The sequence below is a fragment of the Streptomyces sp. UNOB3_S3 genome (assembly GCF_020740895.1).
Classification (GTDB): Bacteria; Actinomycetota; Actinomycetes; order Streptomycetales; family Streptomycetaceae; genus Streptomyces.
In genome coordinates this window covers 1-18,887 of sequence record NZ_JAILXP010000116.1, presented here as the reverse complement: position 1 = coordinate 18,887, position 18,887 = coordinate 1, and the positions used below count along the sequence as shown (strand labels likewise).

Here is an 18,887-nt window from a genome sequence, read left to right as displayed (position 1 = left end):
TCTCCCTCCCCCTCCCCCGCTCCTGGTGGTGCGGGCGCCGGGGTCGTCCGCCTCAACGGCCGGTACACCGTGCGCCAGGTCATCCGCCACGCGTTCACCGGTGGGGTGTACCGGGCGACGGACGACCGCACCGGTCTCCCCGTCGTGATCAAGCAGGCCCGCCCGCACACCGGTGCCACTCTCACCGGCATGGACATACGGGACGTACGGCGTCACGAAGCGGCGATGCTCGAGTTACTGGAACCGACAGGCCTCACCCCCTCCCCGGTCGACCTCTTCGAGCAGCAGAGCGACCTCTTCCTGGTCCAGGAGGAACTTCCGGGAGTCACTCTTCGCAGATGGGCGACCGAGAACAGCACGCCCGACGACGACGGCACCTGGGGCCCGCCCACCGCCGCGGTGGAACGGATCGCACGACGCCTGCTCGACCTCATGGAGCGAATCCACGGCGAGGGCCTCGTCCTGCGGGACTTCAACCCCAACAACGTCATGGTGACGCCCGACGAGGAACTACGCCTGATCGACCTCGAGTTCCTCACCCGGCGGGAAGCCCGGACAACCCGTGCCTACACCCCCGGCTACGCGGCCCCAGAACAGGCCGGAGCACCCTTGGTCGGCTCGGCGCCCGAGCCCCCGGCGGACCTCTACAGTCTGGGCGCCACCCTCTTCTTCACCGCCACCGGCATCGATCCCGTACTGCCCGCCGACCAACCGGCCGTACGTCCCCATCACCGGCGGATACAGGAGTGGCTCGCCACCCTGGGCACGGGCAATCCCGCGGCCCACCGCCTCGCACCCGCCGTCGTCGCTCTGATGCACGACGACCCCGCTCGACGCCCCGGCCTCGACGCCGTACGGGACCTCCTCCACGGCGGCGCACCCACGCCCCGGGAACCGGCGCCCCGGGGGCCCGGCCGCCTGGGCGACGCGGAGCTGAAACAGTTCATCAGCGACGCACTGGACCACCTCGTCGGCTCGATGAACCCGGCTTCCCCGCATCGTCTCTGGCAGACGACACCGTTCGGCGCCACGAGCGATCCCTGCAACGTCCAGCACGGGGCGGCGGGCATCCTGGGCGTACTGACCCGCGCGTACGAGGCCGCCCCGGACCCGGCGCTGCGGGAGGCCACCGCCACCGCGACGCAGTGGATCAGCCGGGCCGTGGGACGCGAACCACGGGCGCTGCCCGGGCTCCACTTCGGCCGTTCCGGCACGGCATGGGCGCTGCTGGAGGCCGGCCGTGCCCTCGGTGACGACGGGCTGGTCGCCCACGCGCGGGAACTCGCCGAGCTCGTACCGTTGCGCTGGCCCAACCCCGACGTCTGTCACGGCATGTCCGGAGCGGGCCTGACCCAGCTGCGGTTCTGGGAGGCCACGGGCGGCGACCACTTCCTGCGCAGGGCCCGTGAGGCCGCCGAGGCGGTCGCGGCGGCACGCGAACGCCGGGAGAACCTCTCCGCCTGGCCGATCGCGCACGACTGGCCCTCCCGCCTGGCCGGTCTCGTGCACTACGGCTTCGCCCACGGCGTGGCGGGGGTCGGGGCGTTCCTGCTCGCCGTCGGCCGTGCCACCGACGACAGCGCCCACCTCGGCCTGGCCGCCGAAGCAGCGGAAACCCTTCTCGCGACGGCCCGGCTCAGGGACGGCGCCGCCTACTGGCCGAGCGGCCCCGGCAGTCGCTCCCTCAAGACCCACTGGTGCAGCGGTTCCTCGGGAGTCGCCACGTTCCTGGTACGTCTCTGGCAGGAGACCTCGGACGACAGGCTGCGCACGGCATGCCATCAGGCGGCCCTCGCCGTGCGCCGCTCCCGCTGGCACGCCGGCACCGCGCAGTGCCACGGTCTCGCCGGCGACGGCGAGTTCCTCCTCGACCTCGCCGAGGCGTCCGGGGAGGACCAGTACCGCGTATGGGCCGGTGAGCTCGCCGCCATCGTGTACGCCCGCCATGCCCTGCACGACGGCCGTGTCCTCGCCCCGGACGAGACCGGCGTCTCCGTATCCCTCGACTACAACACGGGCCTCGCGGGCGTACTGGCCTTCCTGCTGCGCCTGCGGGACGGCGGCCCACGACTGTGGCTGCCCGCAACACTCACCGGGCCGCGCCGCGACCGGTGAACACGCTTCCCCGCCCGCGCGGGGGCCCGCCGAATCCGAGAGGAGGTGACCGGACATGGCGAACGACGTCAACACGCTGCAGCAGCTGCCGATGGACGAGGAATTCGAGGAGAGCACCGACTGCCCGTCGAGCTGCTCGTGGAGTTGTTCATGGAGCTGTTCATGGACCAACGTGTAAGCCGGTGAACACCGCCGGTCCGCCCCGTGCCACCACGGGACGGACCGGCTCGCCGACCCATCCGGTCAACTCGCCGACCCATCCGGTCAAGCGGAGCGGACGGCGCTGGGCACGTGGGCACGTTCGGCCTGCTCCAGCATGCGCTCGGCGTCATCCGGGACCCAGGGGAAGGGGACGTCGGGCCATCGCGCGGCGGCCCACGCGTCGAGATCGACGGCGAGAACGGCATCGATGAAGACCTGCGGCGGTCGATAGCCGTGCGCCGCCAGCCACGCCCCATCCGGAGCTTGTGCCGGGCATGCCCTGCGGGGACCGTCCCGAGTGCGGCGAACAGCCGGCTTTTTTCCCCCGGCCGGGCCGGTCGGCGTCAAGAAACGCGAACCACTACCGCGACGTGCCGCGCCGCTGCCAGATGCGCCGAGAACCCTCCAGCGGGTAGGGAGCGTCGGCGGGCGTCGTGTCCCAGATCCGGGTGGTGGGGCGGTCAGGGGTGAAACAGGGCCAGCCCGGATCGCCGGTGGCGGCGAACGACGTCCATGCCGTGCGGACGCGCTCGGACAGCCCGGCGAAGTCGGCGGGCGGCGGGGATCCGAGGAACCGGGCGGCCGGACGGGTCTCGGGGGTACCGAAGACGAAGGGGACATCGACGCCGTGGCCGGCGCCCAGCGTGGGACCACGCCAGGCGAAATCGTAGAGCCAAGCCCGCCCGCCCGAGCCCGCGTGAGCCTCGGCGACCCAGGTGGTCGGCATCCGGATCAGCGCGTCGGACAGCATCACCGTGAACAGTTCCGCGTCGTCGGCGGCGGGATAGGCCCGACGGTAAGCGGCAACCGCTTCCTCCTCCAGCCCGACCGCCGTGGCGACGACCGCCAGGTCGACTCCCGGCGGGGGCATCGGTCCCTGACCCCGGTACTCCTCGTGGGTGAACCCGCAGAGGAGGTCCACATCCCGGCCGGCACCCGAACGGAGCGCCACCCAGGGGGACCCGGTCACGAGGTCGCCGTCGATGACGGGGGCGAACGCGGTGAACCCGTCCCGTTCACGCAGCGGTGCGTCCTGCACGGCCAGGATCGCCTCGGGCGGCAGAGCGGCGAACGCCTCACGGGTCGCCGGAACACCCGCGGCCGCCGCGATCGTCGCGGTGGCGGCACCGGCCTCGTCGGCCGAGAGGACACCGGAGGGAACGCTCTGGGCGATCGCGCGCCGGAACAGCCCCCGGGCGGCAGGCGCGGCCATGAGCAGGGCGACGGAGGCGGCGCCGGCGGACTGGCCGAAGAGCGTCACGTTGGCGGGGTCGCCGCCGAACGCGGCGATGTTCTCCCGCACCCACTCCAGGGCGGCGATCTGGTCGCGCAGCCCACGGTTGTCCTCGGCTCCGAGGAGGTGCCCGAACCCCTCGAAGCCGACACGGTAATTGAAGGTCACCACTACGACGCCGGAGCCGGCCAGCGTGGCGGCGTCGTAGTGCGGCATGCTCGCCGAGCCGTGCTTCCACTGGCCGCCGTAGATCCACACCATGACCGGCAAACCGGCCCGGCCCGGCTCCGGGGTCCACACGTTCACGGTCAGGCAGTCCAGCCCGTCACCGGGCCGCCACGCCGCCGGCGCACCGGGCGCCGGCGCGAGCTGAGGCGGAGCGGCGCCGAACGCGACGGTGTCCCTGACCCCGTCCCAGCCGGGCACGGACACGGGCGGCCGGAACCTCAGCGGACCTTCCGGCGCGGCAGCGAAGGGAATGCCGAGAAAACGCGTGATCCCGTCCCGGGACACCCCTCTGACCTTGCCCGCGAAGGTCACCACAACCGGCCCCATCACACTCCATATCGTCGTTGCGGCAGGATGACGCCGCGGACGATCATAAACGCTCCCCGGATCGCCGGGCCGTACCGGACGCGAACGCCGCTTCGGCGTTGTGGGCCGGGTTGTTCAAGGCACCCCCGAGGGGTGAACGCGGCCGGGCTCCGCCCCCGCCCAGGGGCGGAACCCGAGGACCGCTCACAGCAGCACGCGGCCTCAGCAGTGCTCGGCGGAAGCCGGGCGCTTCTCAAGAACGTACGGCTTGCCCGAGATGGCCTTCTGGACGTCGGCCGGACAGGTCTTGATCCAGTTGTCGCCCCCTGCGTGGTTCTTGACCTTGACGTCGCTGCAGTACTGGGCACGGTCCGCGGTCTTGAAGCACTGGAAACCGGGGTAACCCCCGGCCGCCGAGGCATTGCCGGCACCGGCGAAGAGGCCGGAAGCCGCCAGAAGCGCGACGGGCAGAACGGTACGGATACGCATGACTCTCCTAGAGCGGACTAGAGCTGAATGGAGCGGATTCGGAAGGACGACGGCGGTCAGCCGCGCGTCCAGGGGGTCCAGATGCCGGAGTCCAGACGGTGCCGGGACCACTGGTTGCCGTCGGTGCCGGTGGCCGAGATGGTCGGGTTCCAGGTCCCCTCGCCCTTGACGGTGATGCCGCTGCGGAGCGTCCCGCCCATCGACTCCCAGGCGGACCAGTCACCGTTCTCGTAGTCGTAGGTGGTCCACACCGCGTAGTCCGTGCCGATCACGAAGATCTGCTGCTGACCATTGGGGAACTTGATGGTCTTCTTGCCGTACTCACAGATGTACGAGCCACCGTGCCCCTGGACGGAGCACGTGGCGGCCTGCGCCGGGGTCGCGGCGACGACGCCCGCGAAGGCGGAGGCCGCCAGAGCGACAGCGCCGGCGCCGAGGACACGACGGCGGAGGAAATCGAGGGCCATGGAAATTTCTCCTTGCCGAAAAGGCGATTCGTGACACACACGCCGACCCCGCACACGGACCGCCGTACTGCGGTACTGCGGCGCGGCCGGCATGGCTCCCACCCTGCCCGGCGACGTGATCACCGGGCCATCGTGGAAATCCACGAACACAGCGGACGCACAGCCTCCGCCGCAGCCGCGGCGCACCCCCACGCGTCCGTGCCCGACATGCGTCCCTGCCCGACATGAGAGGGACCGGCATCGGTGTGAGACTGGGAGCGGAAGGGGTGATCTCCGTGCCGGACCCTCCGCACGCGTCCGCCGGTCCCGACACCGCCGTCGACGAGAATCGGCTGGAAGAGCTGATCGTCGAGGCGCAGACGACCCTGCCGTTCGAACTGCCCGACCTGGCGAACCGGTGCGCCGCGGCCCTCGGCCTGGGCCCCACCCTGATCTACCTCGTCGACCTGCAACAACAACTGCTCATCCCGCTCGACGAGGCCCTGGAACCGCTGCCGGTGGACCGCACGCTGGCCGGCTGGGCGTACCGCACGGTCACCCCGCGAGTGGAGGACGCCGGCGACGACGTGATGGTCTGGATGCCCCTGGTCGACGGTGCGGAGCGGCTGGGCGTGCTGGCGGTGCGCACCGCCTCGCTCGACGGCGCGCGGATGCGCCGCAGCCGGATGCTGGCCTATCTGTTCGCCATGCTGATCACCTCCAAGCGCGCCTACAGCGACTGGCTCGCCGCCCGCGCCCGCACCTCGACCATGCGGCTGCCCACCGAGATGCTGCGGGCTTTTCTGCCGTCCCACACCATCGGCACCAGGAGGTGCGTGTCGACCGCGGTCCTGGAGCCGGCGTACGACATCGCCGGCGACGCCTTCGACCACTCGGTCGTCAAGGACGTGCTGCACACCATGATCCTCGACTCCATGGGACACGATCTGGCCTCCGGCCTGGCCACGTCGGTCGCCATGGCGGCGGCGCGCAACGCCCGCCGTGGCGGTGGCGACCTCGCCGACGTCGTCGGCTCCGTCGACCAGGCGCTCGCCCAGTGGCTGCCCGACCATTTCTGCACCGGCGTGCTGTGCCGGCTCGACGCGGTCACCGGGGCGCTGCGCTGGGTTAACTGCGGCCATCCGCCGCCGCTGTTGATCCGTGACGAGCGGGTGCTCGACGGGGCGCTGGACAGCCCTCCGCAGCCACCGATCGGCCTGGCCGACCAACTCACCCCGGCGGCACGGCAGGTCCACGAGACGACGCTGGAACCGGGCGACTGCGTCCTGCTCTACACCGACGGCGTCGTGGAGGCCCGCGACGCGGACGGCGCGGAGTTCGGCCTCGACCGGTTCACCGACTTCATCATCCGCTCCTCCTCGGCCGGCCAGCGCCCGGCCGAGGTCCTGCGGCTGCTCATCCACGCCATCCTCGACTACCAGCGCAACCAGCTACGGGACGACGTGACCATCCTCCTCTTCGAGTGGCGCCCGCAGTACCAGTGAGTGACGCGGGCCGGGCCCGGCAGGGCACGAAGGACACACGAATTGCAAAGTTCTTCAATTCGCTACATGATGTATTGGCCGTGCCCGCATGAGCCATGAGCGCGGCCACTGAGCAGCCCCGGCCGGCGGGGCCGTGCGACACACAGAGATCGAGGGTTTTGGTGTCGGTTCCGCTGTATCAGGCGAAGGCGGAGTTCTTCCGGATGCTGGGACATCCGGTCCGCATCCGGGTGCTGGAGCTGCTCCAGGACGGGCCCATGCCGGTGCGTGATCTGCTGGCCGCGATGGAGATCGAGCCGTCCGCGCTCTCCCAGCAGCTGGCGGTGCTGCGCCGCTCGGGGATCGTGACGGCCACCCGGACCGGCTCGACCGTGGTCTACGAGCTCGCGGGCGGGGACGTGGCCGAGCTGATGCGCGCGGCCCGGCGGATCCTCACGCAGATGCTCAATGGACAGAACGCGCTCCTGGAGGAGCTGCGGGAATCCGGGAGCGGCGCTCAGTGAGCACGACGGCTGTCCGGGCGTGGTCCCGGGTGCGTTCCCTGCTGCCCGGCCGCGACGATCTCGTGGCGGCGCGCCGTGACCCCAGGCGTGATCTGCTGGCGGGTCTGACCGTGGCGATCGTGGCGCTGCCGCTCGCGCTGGGCTTCGGCGTCTCCTCCGGCCTGGGAGCCGAGGCCGGGCTGGCCACCGCGGTCGTCGCCGGCGCGGTGGCCGCGGTGTTCGGCGGCTCGAACCTCCAGGTGTCCGGGCCGACGGGTGCGATGACGGTGGTGCTGGTGCCGATCTTCGCCCAGTACGGTGCCGGCGGTGTCCTGGCGGTCGGGCTGATCGCCGGTCTGATGCTGATCGCTCTCGCGCTCGCTCGCGCCGGGCGGTACATGAGCTACGTTCCGGCCCCGGTGGTGGAGGGCTTCACGCTCGGTATCGCCGGTGTGATCGGACTGCAGCAGGTGCCGGGTGCGCTGGGGGTGCCCAAGCCGGAGGGCGACAAGGTCCTGGTGGTGACCTGGCGGGCGGTCGAGTCGTTCGTACGGGCGCCGAACTGGACGGCCGTCGCGCTCGCGGCCGCCGTGGCCGCGGTCATGCTGCTGGGGGCGCGCTGGAAGCCGACGGTTCCGTTCTCGATCGTCGCGGTGGCCGGCGCGACCGTGGCGGCCCAGGTCCTCCACCTGGACGCGGCCAAGCCGATCGGCGCCCTTCCCGCGGGGCTGCCCGCCCCCTCGCTGTCCTTCCTCGACCCGGGCGCGCTGGGATCGCTGCTGGCCCCGGCGGTCGCCGTGGCGGCGCTGGCGGCACTGGAGTCGCTGCTGTCCGCTTCCGTGGCGGACGGGATGACGGTGGGGCAGAAGCACGATCCGGACCGGGAACTGTTCGGCCAGGGCCTGGCGAACATCGCCGCCCCGCTCTTCGGCGGCGTTCCCGCCACCGGCGCGATAGCCCGCACCGCCGTCAACGTCCGCACCGGCGCGGGCTCCCGGCTCGCGGCGCTCACGCACGCGGCCGTGCTCGCGGTCATCGTCTTCGCCGCCGCCCCGCTCGTGGCCCGTATCCCGCTGGCCGCCCTGGCCGGTGTGCTGATCGCGACGGCGATCCGGATGGTCGAGGTCGGCTCGCTGCGGGCGATGGCCCGCGCGACCCGCTCCGACGCGCTCGTCCTCGTCCTGACCGCCGTCGCGACCCTGGCCCTGGACCTGGTCTACGCGGTCCTCATCGGTCTGGCCGTCGCGGGCGCGCTCGCGCTGCGGGCGGTGGCCAAGCAGGCCCGCCTGGACCGGGTACCCCTCACGGCGGATCCGCCCGGTGACCACAGCGCCGAGGAGCACGCCCTGCTCGCGGAGCACATCGTGGCGTACCGCATCGACGGACCGCTGTTCTTCGCCGCCGCGCACCGCTTCCTGCTGGAGCTCACCGAGGTGGCCGACGTACGCGTGGTCATCCTGCGGATGTCCCGCATATCGACCATCGACGCCACCGGTGCCCTGGTCCTCAAGGACGCGGTGGCCAAGCTGCGCCGGCGCGGCGTCACCGTGCTGGCCTCCGGCATACGGCCCGGACAGCGCCAGGTCCTCGGCTCCGTCGGGGCCCTGGACCTCCTGCGGCACGACGGTCGCGAATTCGCCACCACCCCCGAGGCCATCGCCGCCGCCCGCGCCCTCCTCCAGGGCGCCGGAGTACTGACCGTCCCCGCGAAGCCGGTCACCGTCCCCGTACAGCCGGCCACCGTCACCGCGCGGCCCGCCGCCGTCACCGAGGAGCCCGCCCCATGACCGCCTCCCCCACGCCTCGCCGCATGGTCGACGTCTCCGGCGAGGAAGCCTGGTACCTGCTCGGCGGCACCTCCCAGGGGCGGCTGTTGTACGAGCAGCGCGACACCCTCGCGGTGCGGCCCGCCTGCCATGTCCTGGAGTACGGGCGCCTGGTCGTCCGCGCGCCGGTTCCCGGCGCCGCCCTGCGCGGCCGGGTCGGCGTCACCTACCACTGCGACCACATCCACCCCAACGCCGGCACCGGCTGGGCCGTGACCGCCACCGGGCCGGCCGACCTCATCACCAACCCCGATGAGGCGGCGCACTACCGGCGCACCCTGCCCGGCTGGGCCCACGGCCCTCACGACGCCCTCCTGCGCATCCACCCCCAGACGGTCACCGCTTTCCGCTTCGCCCATGGCACCGGACCCACCAGCGGTACGGGCACGCCCACGGCCTCGTAATCCGGCTCCCCTACAATTTCCAGGTGAATGAGAACATGCTGCCTCCCTGCCCCGAATGCTCAAGTGCGTACACCTACGAAATGGGCGCACTCCTGGTCTGCCCCGAATGCGGGCACGAATGGTCACCCGCGTCCGCGGAATCCGCCGGTGGCACCGAGGACGGGGTGATCAAGGACGCGGTCGGCAATGTCCTGGCCGACGGCGACACGGTCACCGTCATCAAGTCCCTGAAGGTCAAGGGCCATCCGACCGGAATCAAGGCGGGCACCAAGGTGCGCAACATCCGCCTCGTGGAAGGTGTGGCGGGCCATGACATCGACTGCAAGATCGAGGGATTCGGTCCCATGCAGCTCAAGTCCAGCGTGGTCAAGAAAGCCTGACCGGGCGGTGACCGCCCGGGCGACGTTCGCATGGTCGCCCAGGCGTGTCCGCGACACCGACCCCGAGGTCTCTCAGGTCGTGTACCAGGACTGGTTGGTCCCCTGGTTGCAGTCCCACATGATGACGGAAGCGCCCACCCACCAGTTGCCGTTGGCGATGGTCAGACACCTGTTGTAGTTGGGGTTGCGCAGTTTGTCGCCGTACCACTCCCACTGCTGCGGGGGCCCGCCGTAGCAGTCCCACATGTTCAGGGCGGCACCGTTCTCGGCGTTGCCCGCGACGACGTCGAGGCACCGGTTGCTGACGTCGCTGCGGATCGTGCGGCCGTCCCAGTACCAGCGTTCCTGCGGCGTTCCCTGGCAGTCCCACATGTTCACCAGCGCCCCGATGCCGGTGTTGCCGGCCCGGACTTCCAGGCATCTGTTGTTCATCTTCGACGCGATCATAAAGCCGATCTTGACCGGCGGCTTGGCGGCGGTGGCCGTGCTCTCCGCCGTGGCGGACGCGGCCGATGTCGTGAACAGGCCACTCGCGACCAGCACCAGGGCCGCCAGCGGCGCCAGCGGACGTTTCGACATACGCACGGTCCCTCCAGGTGTGAGGTGACGATGGATACGCGTCGTGCGTTCTTCGTTACGCGAGGGGCACACTACGGCCCGGAAGCCCGCCCTCGGCAGGCCAGAACGCGCCGCCCGAGGCACCCCGGACCGGAAGTTGCGGGCCCCTGGCAGGGGCGGATCCTGGAAGTAAAGGGCACACACCCAAAAAGCGGCGCATCCCGCAGAGGAGGCGATCATGACGCGGACCATGTACGACGCGGTGACGCCCAGCAAGATTCCATCGAACGCGAAGATGGTGGCCGGGTACGTCGACGGTCATTTCGCGAACATGGGAGAGATGGCGACGCGGTTCCCGCACGCGACCCGCGTGTCGATCGCGATCAGCCACAACACCAAGGCGCAGGTGCTGGACGTGGAGGACGGCGCCGCCGATCCGGAAGGCGCGGTCCAGTGGTGCACCCAGACCATGGCCTCCACGCCCAACAAGAGACTGACGGTCTACTGCAATACCTCCACCTGGCCGGACGTACGCGCGGCGTTCCACAGCCACGGCGTCACCGAGCCGAACTACTGGGTGGCGCAGTTCGACGGCGTGCCCTCGATCCCGGCCGGCGCCATCGCCAAGCAATACGAGAACACCTCCGGATTCGACAGATCGGTGGTCGCGGACAATTGGCCGGGGGTGGACTAGCCGGCTCCCCATTGCCCGGATTGCCCAATGGCCCCGCCCCGCCGGGCGATGAGTGGGACCATCTGAGTCCAGGCCGTCCTGAGGAGGGGGAACCTTATGGGTGCGGGAGCCGACAAGGCCGGTGACGACATGGTCGTGGGCCGGACGAACGAGAGCGAGCAGCGGACGATCCTCGTCGCCAAGGGTGGTGACGACAACGGCTACGGCGAGGACTTCGTCCTGCGGGTGGCCATCGAGAACGACCGGGTCCTCAGGGACGTGCCGGAGGGCGTCGACGCGATGCACGCGACGGGCACCGTCGCCCTGCCCACCGGCGGAGCCATAGGCACCATCCCGCCGGGCAACGGCCTTGTCGCGACCGGGGCGAACGGCACGGTCGGCTACGTGCACGACGCGCCCCGCGACAAGCCGCAGGAGCAGCAGGCGCACGCGGGCGTCCTGGGCGTGGGGACCGCCGCCTCGCCCGGTGTCTTCGGGCGCGGCGCTCCCGGCGTGGTCGGCTACTCGCAGGACGCGGCCAGGGACACCGCCTGGGAGGCGGAGGATCCATCGGCCGTATGCGGACGCGCCACAGGTATCGGCGTCCGCGGCAAGGGCGACGACGGTGGGGTGCGGGGAGAGAGCGAGAACAATTTCGGGGTCGAGGGGAAGAGCGTCCTGGGCTCCGGCGTTCGTGGTGCGAGCGAGCAGTCCGCCGGCGTTTATGGGGAGGGCTCTCCCGGTGTCTTCGGCTTCGCCGCCGGGACCGGTAACGGCGGGATGTTCGAGTCGGAGAAGGGAGCGCAACTGCGGCTCCCTCCCCGTAAGACCAGCCGCCTCGGTCCGGCCGTGCCGACGACGCCCGACGCGGTCGTCGTCAGTGAGCTGAGGCGCGGGCCCGGGCTCCCCAAGTACGGCCACGCCGGCGAATTCACCACGCTCGAGGACCCGTCCGGGAAATGCACACTCTGGTTCTGCGTCAGCGACCCCGGCCAGGGGCCGGCTCGCTGGGCGCAGGTACTGCTGGGGCCGACGTTCGACGGACGGGTCTGACCTCGACGGAAGACCACGGGCGACGGGCCCGGGCGGTCCGGGGCATCACGGTCGGGGCCCGGCCGGTTCAAAGCCACGGCCACGACTACGGCTCCGGCCGTCCGCGTCGGCAGGGGGAGGGTGTGGCCACCGGGGCCACACCCTCCCCCACGGGCCGCGGGTGGGCGGCCAGCCAGTGCTGGAACTCCCGGTGGCGGAACTGGTAGGCCGGGCCGGACAGCCGCATCAGCCCGGCCTCGCAGGCCCAGTCGAGGAAGGCGCCCAGCCGCAGGGGCAGGATCTTCTCCCAGCGGGCGCGGAGGAGGAAGACGAGGTACCTCCGGCCCGCTCCACCGCTCATCGTCAAGGCGCCCACCAGGCCCACGGACAGGCCCACCGATGTCCCGAACATCGCCCCGAACGGGATCCCCATCATCAGCCCGAAGGCGACCCCTTGCGTCGACCGTGCGGCCAGGTCGTCGAAGACGAGGTCACTGGGGTGCGCGGCCCTTGAGGGCGTACCCGTGACCGCGGCCGACAGCAAGTACAGGACGACCGCGGTGGACCTGTTCGGGGGTGTACTCCGGGTGGGGAGGCGCCGACGCCGGCACGAAGCGGGCGAGCAGGTGCGCGTCGAGCCCTTCGGAAGTGGGGTGGTCGAGGAGCTCCGACGGGTCCCCGGAGGTGTGGTAGACGGTCGCGACCAGGCAGAGCCGCCAGGGGGTCGACAGGAGCCGGGCCAGGGTCCCGTCGGGTTCCCGCTCCAGGGCCTCCAGCAGACCCCGCAAGCGGTCGGAGCCCACGGTGCGGTCCTTCAGATAGGCCCGGGCGTCGGCCGCGGGCACCGGGTCGGCCTCGACCCGGGCGGCGTCCAGCAGCTGCCCGCCGTCCACCCCGGGGTGGACGGCGAAGGCCTCGTAGTGGTCGGTGCGGCAGGTCAGGACGACCGGGCCGAGCCGGCCTCCTTCCACGCCCCGGTATGTGTTCAGCGCGGCCAGGACGGACCGGGCCCTGGGCGCCCCGGGATCGGGGGTGCCGTCCTCCCGGAGCGGGTCGAGCTCGTTGGGTTCCTCGCGGCCCGCGTCGGCCTCTGCCGCCATCCGCCGGACGGAGGGGTCCTCTCCCAGCCCGGCGCTGACCAGATCGTGCACCCGCGCCATGCCGGCGTCCAGCACCCGGTCGGCTTCCGCGTCCGCCGCGCCGCCCACCCGCCGGGCCTTGCGGAACGCCCATGCGGCGAAGTACCCGATCGCTATCTCCACGCCTGACATCGAAATCCCCGAAGCCGGAACCATGTGTGGAGGTGCCTTCAAGTGGCTTGTGCGGCGGCAGTGGGGCGGTTTGGTCAAATCCGGGGAAAGACGAGACGGGGAAAGGTTCCTGCGCGCCGCGCGGCGCTGTCAGGGCCGCGCGTCAGCCGGAGGAGGCGTCAGCTCGTGCACTCCCACACGGCCGCCTGCGTACCGGAACCGGTGCTCCATCCCGGCATGTCGAGGCACATCCAGGTCGGGGCGCTGCTCGGCGTTCCGCCGCTGATCCACCAGCCCTGGTCGGAGTTGATGCCGTCCGTGTCCCACCACTTCTGGCCGAGGCCGCCGAAGCAGTCCCACTGGATGATCTTGGCGCCCCTGACCGCCCTGTTGCCGTCAATGGTCAGGCACTTGCTGGAGTAGGCGTTCCGGAGCTGGATGTACGTTCCGCCGTCCGTCACCTCGGCCTTCCACAGCTTCTCGGCGGCCGTGCCGCATTCGTCCTGGACGATCGGCGCCCCGTTGTCGGTCGATCCGCCCCTCACCTTCAGACACAGATCGCTGTGGGAGTTGGCGATCTCGTAGTTGCCGCCCTTCTTGCGCAGCTTCCACATCTGGTTCCCCTGCAGCCCGGCCAGCTGCTGGGCCGCGGCGGCCTTCGGCTGCGCCTGCTGCGTCACCGCGGCCGGTGCGGCCGGCACGGCCGTGCCGGCGGCGGTGGCGGGCAGGGCGAGCCCCGCGGTGATGCCAGCGGCGGCGAACAGCACGGCCGCGGAACGCCGGACGGATCTGCGCACGGTCGTCCTCATGATGGTTACCTCTCTCCCGCGAGCCTCGGAGGCTCGCACGTGTCCGGTGAGATGCGCCGGGCACCGGCACCGCATGCGGTGTGTCGCGGTGCGCTCCGGCGTGGCTCCCACGATGCCCGGCGGACGGAGTCCCGGGCATCGTGGAAGACCACGAACACAGCTGATACACAGTGGACTTGGGGCTACGGCACCGGTCCCGAGGGCAGGTCGGGATCAGGCCAGCGCGGTAATGTCCCGCGCGACGGAGGGGGTCCCCGCGCCCGCTCCGTCCAGGCAGGACGCGAGCTGGGTACGGCGCGTCACGCCGAGCTTCCGGTAGGCGTTGGTGAGGTGGGTCTCCACGGTACGGCGGGCCAGATGCAGCGCCGCACCGATCTCGGCGTTCGTCCTTCCCATGGCCGCGAGTTCGACGATGCGCCGTTCCGCGTCGGTGAGCGCGGCGCTGCCCGTCGCGCCGCGGTTGGTCCTACGGGCGCCCCCGGTGCGCAGGGCGTTCTCGGTGGCGCGGACCAGCCGTCCGGTGACCGGAGCGGAGACGGCCGCGTCCGCGGGCTGCCGGCCCCCGGCGGAGTCGGAGTCGGAGGCAGAGTCGGGGGCGGGGTCGGGGGCGAGGAGCCGCAGCGCCATGGTGTGGGCCTCGTGCAGGTCTTCCCGGCCCTTGCGGCCGTTCCCCGCGCCGATCCGCGCGTGTCCCAGGTCGAGCAGCGTTTCGATGAGTTCCACGGGCGCCGGCGCCTGTCTCAGTACGGCCACCGCCTCGTGCAACGAATCCAGCCCCCGGCGGCCTCCCATGGCCACGGCGTGCGCCCGCAGCGCCCGGCCGACCGTACGGGGGGTCCCCCAGGTCCGCGCGTGGCGCAGTTCCTCCTCGGCGAGGTCCAGCGCCCTCATCGGCTGTCCGAGCCTGACCAGGGCGAGGGCCGCGCCGGACCGCCACGGCGTGGCCACAGGGCTGACGAAGTCGCGGGCGCTCTGCCCGCGACCGCAGGACAGGTAGTCGTCGAGGGCGGCCTGCCAGCTCCCCTCGGCCAAATGCATGGAGGCCCTGGCGTAGCGCAGTTCGTTCCACTCCCAGGAGCTGTCGGCGCTCACCTCGTCGAGGGCGGCCACCAGCCGCCGGGCATGGGCGCGGTGGCCGAGCTCGAAGTGGGCGAGGGCCACCATGGACACCAGGTGGGGCATGTGAAGCCCCTGCCCGGTGCAGGCGTCCAGGAGCGGGGTGTTCTCGGCGATCACCCGCCGGAAGTCACCGGCCCACAGGGCCGCCTCGGCGCGCACGCTGATCAGGCACTGCCGGCCGATGTCCGTCAGGTCCGGGAGCACGGGCGGGGCGGGGAGGCACTCGTCGGCGAGCGCGCGTGCCTCGTCCAGCCGGTCGGCCCACTGCAGCAGGGTGGCCGCGCTGCCCAACCAGCCGGTACGCAGCCGGGGGACCACCGGTGCCTTCAGCCGCGGCAGCACACGGGTCATTGCCTCGGCCGCCGACAGCTCGCCGGCCCCGACCTCGTACTCGGTGACCAGGCCGCACGCGAGCGGCTCGATGACGGCGGGGGCCGTCGCCGCCAACTCCCGCATACGGGCGACGGCGTTGCGCCACGCGATCGCGTCATGGGAGGCCATGAGGGCGGCGGTGGTCTGGAACGCGCGAACGAGTTCGTCGTCCTCTATGGCACTGCCCACTTGATGCATGACGTGCATGGCGGTGTCCGTACGGCCCCGGGCCACGAGCGCCGCGCCCAGAGCGGGTGCGACGGCCGCGCGTTCATCGCCTTCCGCGTGCAACTCCATGGCCGCGCGCAGCCTGCGGATGCCGGCGTCGGCGCTGTGGGGCAGCTCCAGGGCGGCGAGGCGCAGGGTGAGCCCGGCGCGGCGGCCGGGGGCGAGATGAGCGGTGAGGGCGTGGCGGAGGAGAGCGGTGGCCTCGTCGGTACGGCCGTCGCGTACGGCGTCCTCGGCCGCGTCCTCCAGGGACTGCGTCATCCACTCCTCACCGGGCCGGTCGATGTGGAGCAGGTGAGCGGCGACCTGGGCGGCGGGCGCGCCCTGTTCGTCGAGCAGGCGGGCGACGCGGCGGCGCAGCGCGTCCAGTTCGGCGGGTTCGGCGGCCGCGAGGGCGGCTTCGCGCGCCAGCGGGTGGGAGAAGAGACGGCGGAGGCCGGAGGTGTCCGGCGGCGTGGCGGGGCTGTCCGGACCGAGGCCGGCGGCCTCGTGGAGCAGTCTTCCGCCGAGCGCCGTGAGGCCGTCCCCGGCGACGGCGAGCGCCAAGGAGACCCGGCGCGACCGTGGGGTGGCCCGGGCTCTCAGCCAGTGCCCGATCACGTCCCGGTAGCGGTGCCCCGCCAGGTCGGACAACCGGCCGGGCAGTGGCCCCTCACGGAGGTCGGCGAGGAGGGCGTGCACCAGCGCGGGATTGCCGGCGCACGCCTGGACGCACAGCTCGGCCCGGTCGGCGTCCTGCTGCCCTGTGCGCGCGGGGCCGGCGAGCGCGAGGCGGGTGACGGCCGAGGGGGCGAGCGCGCGGAGCGTCACGGACGTACCGGTCGCGCGGGGTAACGCGGTGGCACCGTTCTCCAGGCACTCGGTGAGGACCAGCAGCACGGGGAGGCCGGCCAGCCGCCGGGCCAGATAGCCGATCCAGCGGCGTGACACCGTGTCGGCGTCGTGCAGGTCGTCGACGGCCAGGAGCACGGGCCGCCGGCCGGCGGTCCGGGCCAGGGAGGCCACGAGGCGGTGGAAGGTCTGCTGTTCCTCGGCGGCCGGTGGGTCCGTGAACGGGATGTCCTCGGCACCGAGGCCGAAGCCGGGACCGGGACCGGTCCCAGTCCCGACTTCGGCCTCGGAGAAGATCTGGCGTACGAGAGCGAACGGGAACGTCGACTCCTCGGGCGAGCAGCGCGCCACCAGGACGCGCATGCCGCCGTCCGCCGCGACCTGCCGTACTACTTCCTCCAGCAGGGCGGTACGGCCCATACCCGTCGCCGCACCGAACAGCAGCCAGCGGCCGTTGCCGGACCGCGCGGACTCCCCGGCCTCCGCCGCCTCCGCCAACACTTCGTCACGCCCGAGAAGCACGTTCCTCACTGTCAACCCTTCACCTTGGTCGTACGACGTCGTTCGACGCGCCCCCCGAGATGAATGATGTACGCGTGGCAGGTACCGGTTGGGTCCCGACCGGTCACACTTACATCGGAAATATGCGATTCCGGCCATACGGCAACCGGGAGGACCGGGATTCCGGTCCGGCGCGTGCGGGTCGTCGGCGCCGCGGAGGGAGGCCGTAGTGTCCTCGCTCGTGATGGAATCCTCCCCGTACCTCCGTACGACAGCCGACGCCTACGACGCCATGGCCGTCCGCTACGCCGAATTCGTCCGCAACAGTCCCGGCGTTCCTCCGCTGGACCGAGCGGTGCTCGCCGCGTTCGCCGAACTCGCGCGGACCCCCGCTGCCGGGCCCGTCGCCGAGCTGGGGTGCGGCCCCGGGCACATGACGGCCCATCTGCGGGACCTCGGGCTGGACGTCTTCGGCGTCGACCTGTCGCCGGTGATGATCGGTCTCGCCCGCGAGGCGCACCCGGACCTGCGGTTCGAGGTCGGTTCCATGACCGCCCTGGATCTGGCCGACGGCGAGCTGGGCGGCATCGTCTCCTGGTATTCGGTCATCCACACCCCACCGCGCGACATGCCCACGTACTTCGCCGAGTTCCGGCGGGTACTCGCGCCCGGTGGGCACCTCCTGCTCGCCTTCTTCGAGTCGGAGGGCGAGCCGGTCACGGCGTTCGACCACAAGGTGACGACCGCCTACCGGTGGCCGATCGACGACCTGGCGGGCCTGGCCCGCGCGGCCGGGTTCGTCGAGACCGGCCGGATGCTCCGCGAGCCGCATCACGATGAGCGGTACCGCCGGGGTCATCTGCTGATGCGCCTGAGCGAGCGGTAACCACCGCAACCACCACGCGCACGCCGGGGAACCGGGCTCCGCCGACATCTGCCGCAGGGCGTCCCGCTATATGCTCTCGGACACATATACGCGCTGAGCGGGGGCACGGTGACAGAGGGGGCACGGGCGGGCGACGTTGTCGGAGACCGCTACCAGTTGATCGAGTCGATCGCCTCGGGCGGCATGGGCCGCGTCTGGAAGGCGTACGACGCCCGTCTCCAGACCGATGTGGCGGTCAAGGAGCTCTGGCTGACCGGGCCCATGCCCCCCGAGCAGCGGGCCGCGCTCCTCAAGCGCGCCGAACTGGAGGCGCTCAGCGCGGCCCGGCTGCGCGACCACCCGAACATCGTCACCGTCCACGACGTCGTCGTCGAGCACGACATCCCCTGGATCGTGATGCAGCTGGTCTCCGGTGGCACGCTCCAACAGCGCCTGAAGGAACGTCCGCTGGGTGTCACCGAGGTCGGACGCATCGCCTCGGCCCTGCTCAACGCACTCGACGCCGCGCACAAGCAGGGCATCGTGCACCGCGACGTCAAACCCGCGAACGTCATGATCACCGAGGACGACCGGATCCTGCTCGGCGACTTCGGCATCGCCGCCCCCGAGACCGGCACCGGCATCACCTCGACCGGTGTCGTCATCGGCTCGGCGCCCTACCTCGCCCCGGAGCGCGCCGCCGGCCGGCCCGGCAAGGCAAGCAGCGACCTGTTCTCTCTGGGGGTGACGCTGTACGAGGCGGTGGAGGGCGTCTCACCGTTCCTGCGGGACTCCTGGGTGGCCTCCTCCGATGCCGTCCGCTACGACGCGGCCCCGCCGATGCGCCGCGCCGGCCGCCTGGAACCCCTGATATCCGCCCTCCTGGCCAAGGACCCGACGGCCCGCCCGAAGATCGCCGAGGCGATGGCCCTGCTCAAGACGGGCGGAAAGCCGAAGCAGGTGCCGCCGGCTCCGCAGCCGTACAAGCCGTACACCCCCACGCAGGTCGCCCCGGCGCCGGATGCCCCCGAAG

General features: G+C 71.8%; 19 protein-coding genes. 11 read left to right on the top strand and 8 right to left on the bottom strand.

The features are described from left to right. A partial coding sequence (gene lanL / locus K6I33_RS15140; RefSeq protein ID WP_229352041.1) for a class IV lanthionine synthetase LanL occupies nucleotides 1-2,115 on the top strand: 2,115 nt, incomplete at its 5' end. A gap of 55 nt (nucleotides 2,116-2,170) precedes the next feature. After that, nucleotides 2,171-2,293 (top strand): hypothetical protein, encoded by a 123-nt coding sequence (locus tag K6I33_RS36030; protein ID WP_275126702.1) that lies wholly within the window; start codon nucleotides 2,171-2,173, stop codon nucleotides 2,291-2,293. Nucleotides 2,294-2,677: 384 nt separating this feature from the next. Here K6I33_RS36030 and K6I33_RS15135 read toward each other — a convergent pair whose 3' ends face one another. The 3 genes from K6I33_RS15135 to K6I33_RS15125 all read right to left on the bottom strand — a co-directional run bounded on the left by K6I33_RS15135 (nucleotide 2,678) and on the right by K6I33_RS15125 (nucleotide 5,040). Then, nucleotides 2,678-4,105 (bottom strand): carboxylesterase/lipase family protein, encoded by a 1,428-nt coding sequence (locus tag K6I33_RS15135; protein ID WP_229352039.1) that lies wholly within the window; start codon nucleotides 4,103-4,105, stop codon nucleotides 2,678-2,680. A 201-nt stretch (nucleotides 4,106-4,306) separates the two neighbouring features. Continuing rightward, nucleotides 4,307-4,573 (bottom strand): hypothetical protein, encoded by a 267-nt coding sequence (locus K6I33_RS15130; RefSeq protein WP_229352037.1) that lies wholly within the window; start codon nucleotides 4,571-4,573, stop codon nucleotides 4,307-4,309. A 56-nt stretch (nucleotides 4,574-4,629) separates the two neighbouring features. Then, nucleotides 4,630-5,040, bottom strand: coding sequence for a hypothetical protein (locus K6I33_RS15125; RefSeq protein ID WP_229352035.1), 411 nt, complete (start codon nucleotides 5,038-5,040; stop codon nucleotides 4,630-4,632). A 224-nt stretch (nucleotides 5,041-5,264) separates the two neighbouring features. Here K6I33_RS15125 and K6I33_RS15120 point away from each other — a divergent pair, with 224 nt between their 5' ends. The 5 genes from K6I33_RS15120 to K6I33_RS15100 all read left to right on the top strand — a co-directional run bounded on the left by K6I33_RS15120 (nucleotide 5,265) and on the right by K6I33_RS15100 (nucleotide 9,616). After that, entirely contained in the window at nucleotides 5,265-6,524 is a 1,260-nt protein-coding gene (locus K6I33_RS15120) for a PP2C family protein-serine/threonine phosphatase (protein ID WP_229352034.1), read from the top strand. 161 nt (nucleotides 6,525-6,685) lie between these two features. Further along, the gene (locus tag K6I33_RS15115) at nucleotides 6,686-7,027 is read left to right on the top strand and encodes a helix-turn-helix transcriptional regulator (RefSeq protein ID WP_229352033.1); all 342 of its coding nucleotides are present in this window, start codon (nucleotides 6,686-6,688) and stop codon (nucleotides 7,025-7,027) included. Beyond that, complete coding sequence (locus K6I33_RS15110) at nucleotides 7,024-8,793, top strand: SulP family inorganic anion transporter (protein WP_229352032.1); 1,770 nt, start codon at nucleotides 7,024-7,026, stop codon at nucleotides 8,791-8,793. The genes K6I33_RS15115 and K6I33_RS15110 overlap by 4 nt, the downstream gene beginning before the upstream one ends. Then, nucleotides 8,790-9,236 carry a pyridoxamine 5'-phosphate oxidase family protein gene (locus K6I33_RS15105; RefSeq protein WP_229352031.1) on the top strand — a complete coding sequence of 149 codons (447 nt, stop codon included), beginning with the start codon at nucleotides 8,790-8,792 and terminating at the stop codon, nucleotides 9,234-9,236. The genes K6I33_RS15110 and K6I33_RS15105 overlap by 4 nt, the downstream gene beginning before the upstream one ends. A 23-nt stretch (nucleotides 9,237-9,259) precedes the next feature. Beyond that, nucleotides 9,260-9,616, top strand: coding sequence for a zinc ribbon domain-containing protein YjdM (locus K6I33_RS15100; RefSeq protein WP_308297171.1), 357 nt, complete (start codon nucleotides 9,260-9,262; stop codon nucleotides 9,614-9,616). Nucleotides 9,617-9,688: 72 nt separating this feature from the next. Here K6I33_RS15100 and K6I33_RS15095 read toward each other — a convergent pair whose 3' ends face one another. Further along, a complete protein-coding gene (locus K6I33_RS15095; RefSeq protein ID WP_229352030.1) occupies nucleotides 9,689-10,195 on the bottom strand; it encodes an RICIN domain-containing protein in 507 nt (168 codons plus the stop codon). 217 nt (nucleotides 10,196-10,412) lie between these two features. Between K6I33_RS15095 and K6I33_RS15090 the strand changes: the two genes are divergently transcribed. Next, complete coding sequence (locus tag K6I33_RS15090) at nucleotides 10,413-10,868, top strand: hypothetical protein (protein WP_229352028.1); 456 nt, start codon at nucleotides 10,413-10,415, stop codon at nucleotides 10,866-10,868. Between the two features lie 96 nt (nucleotides 10,869-10,964). Next, nucleotides 10,965-11,900, top strand: coding sequence for a hypothetical protein (locus tag K6I33_RS15085; RefSeq protein ID WP_229352026.1), 936 nt, complete (start codon nucleotides 10,965-10,967; stop codon nucleotides 11,898-11,900). 85 nt (nucleotides 11,901-11,985) lie between these two features. Here the strand turns inward: K6I33_RS15085 and K6I33_RS15080 are convergent, their stop codons facing one another. From K6I33_RS15080 to K6I33_RS15065, 4 genes are all read right to left on the bottom strand, one after another. Next, nucleotides 11,986-12,291, bottom strand: a complete 306-nt coding sequence (locus K6I33_RS15080; protein ID WP_229352024.1) for a hypothetical protein — start codon at nucleotides 12,289-12,291, stop codon at nucleotides 11,986-11,988. Nucleotides 12,292-12,370: 79 nt separating this feature from the next. Next, the gene (locus K6I33_RS15075; RefSeq protein ID WP_229352022.1) at nucleotides 12,371-13,141 is read right to left on the bottom strand and encodes a hypothetical protein; all 771 of its coding nucleotides are present in this window, start codon (nucleotides 13,139-13,141) and stop codon (nucleotides 12,371-12,373) included. Between the two features lie 167 nt (nucleotides 13,142-13,308). Further along, nucleotides 13,309-13,938: an RICIN domain-containing protein gene (locus K6I33_RS15070; protein WP_229352020.1), complete on the bottom strand. Its 630-nt coding sequence runs from the start codon at nucleotides 13,936-13,938 to the stop codon at nucleotides 13,309-13,311. A 213-nt stretch (nucleotides 13,939-14,151) separates the two neighbouring features. Then, entirely contained in the window at nucleotides 14,152-17,010 is a 2,859-nt protein-coding gene (locus tag K6I33_RS15065; RefSeq protein WP_229352018.1) for a LuxR family transcriptional regulator, read from the bottom strand. A gap of 223 nt (nucleotides 17,011-17,233) precedes the next feature. Here K6I33_RS15065 and K6I33_RS15060 point away from each other — a divergent pair, with 223 nt between their 5' ends. Beyond that, nucleotides 17,234-17,875, top strand: a complete 642-nt coding sequence (locus tag K6I33_RS15060; RefSeq protein WP_238491617.1) for a class I SAM-dependent methyltransferase — start codon at nucleotides 17,234-17,236, stop codon at nucleotides 17,873-17,875. A gap of 108 nt (nucleotides 17,876-17,983) precedes the next feature. Then, a partial coding sequence (locus K6I33_RS15055; RefSeq protein ID WP_229352017.1) for a serine/threonine-protein kinase occupies nucleotides 17,984-18,887 on the top strand: 904 nt, incomplete at its 3' end.

Bases quoted from the DNA above. Each gene is read 5' to 3' on its own strand.
- K6I33_RS36030 (WP_275126702.1), top strand. From the start codon at position 2,171: ATGGCGAACGACGTCAACACGCTGCAGCAGCTGCCGATGGACGAGGAA.
- K6I33_RS15135 (WP_229352039.1), bottom strand. From the start codon at position 4,105: ATGGGGCCGGTTGTGGTGACCTTCGCGGGCAAGGTCAGAGGGGTGTCC.
- K6I33_RS15130 (WP_229352037.1), bottom strand. From the start codon at position 4,573: ATGCGTATCCGTACCGTTCTGCCCGTCGCGCTTCTGGCGGCTTCCGGC.
- K6I33_RS15125 (WP_229352035.1), bottom strand. From the start codon at position 5,040: ATGGCCCTCGATTTCCTCCGCCGTCGTGTCCTCGGCGCCGGCGCTGTC.
- K6I33_RS15120 (WP_229352034.1), top strand. From the start codon at position 5,265: ATGAGAGGGACCGGCATCGGTGTGAGACTGGGAGCGGAAGGGGTGATC.
- K6I33_RS15105 (WP_229352031.1), top strand. From the start codon at position 8,790: ATGACCGCCTCCCCCACGCCTCGCCGCATGGTCGACGTCTCCGGCGAG.
- K6I33_RS15095 (WP_229352030.1), bottom strand. From the start codon at position 10,195: ATGTCGAAACGTCCGCTGGCGCCGCTGGCGGCCCTGGTGCTGGTCGCG.
- K6I33_RS15090 (WP_229352028.1), top strand. From the start codon at position 10,413: ATGACGCGGACCATGTACGACGCGGTGACGCCCAGCAAGATTCCATCG.
- K6I33_RS15085 (WP_229352026.1), top strand. From the start codon at position 10,965: ATGGGTGCGGGAGCCGACAAGGCCGGTGACGACATGGTCGTGGGCCGG.
- K6I33_RS15080 (WP_229352024.1), bottom strand. From the start codon at position 12,291: ATGTTCGGGACATCGGTGGGCCTGTCCGTGGGCCTGGTGGGCGCCTTG.
- K6I33_RS15070 (WP_229352020.1), bottom strand. From the start codon at position 13,938: ATGAGGACGACCGTGCGCAGATCCGTCCGGCGTTCCGCGGCCGTGCTG.
- K6I33_RS15060 (WP_238491617.1), top strand. From the start codon at position 17,234: ATGGAATCCTCCCCGTACCTCCGTACGACAGCCGACGCCTACGACGCC.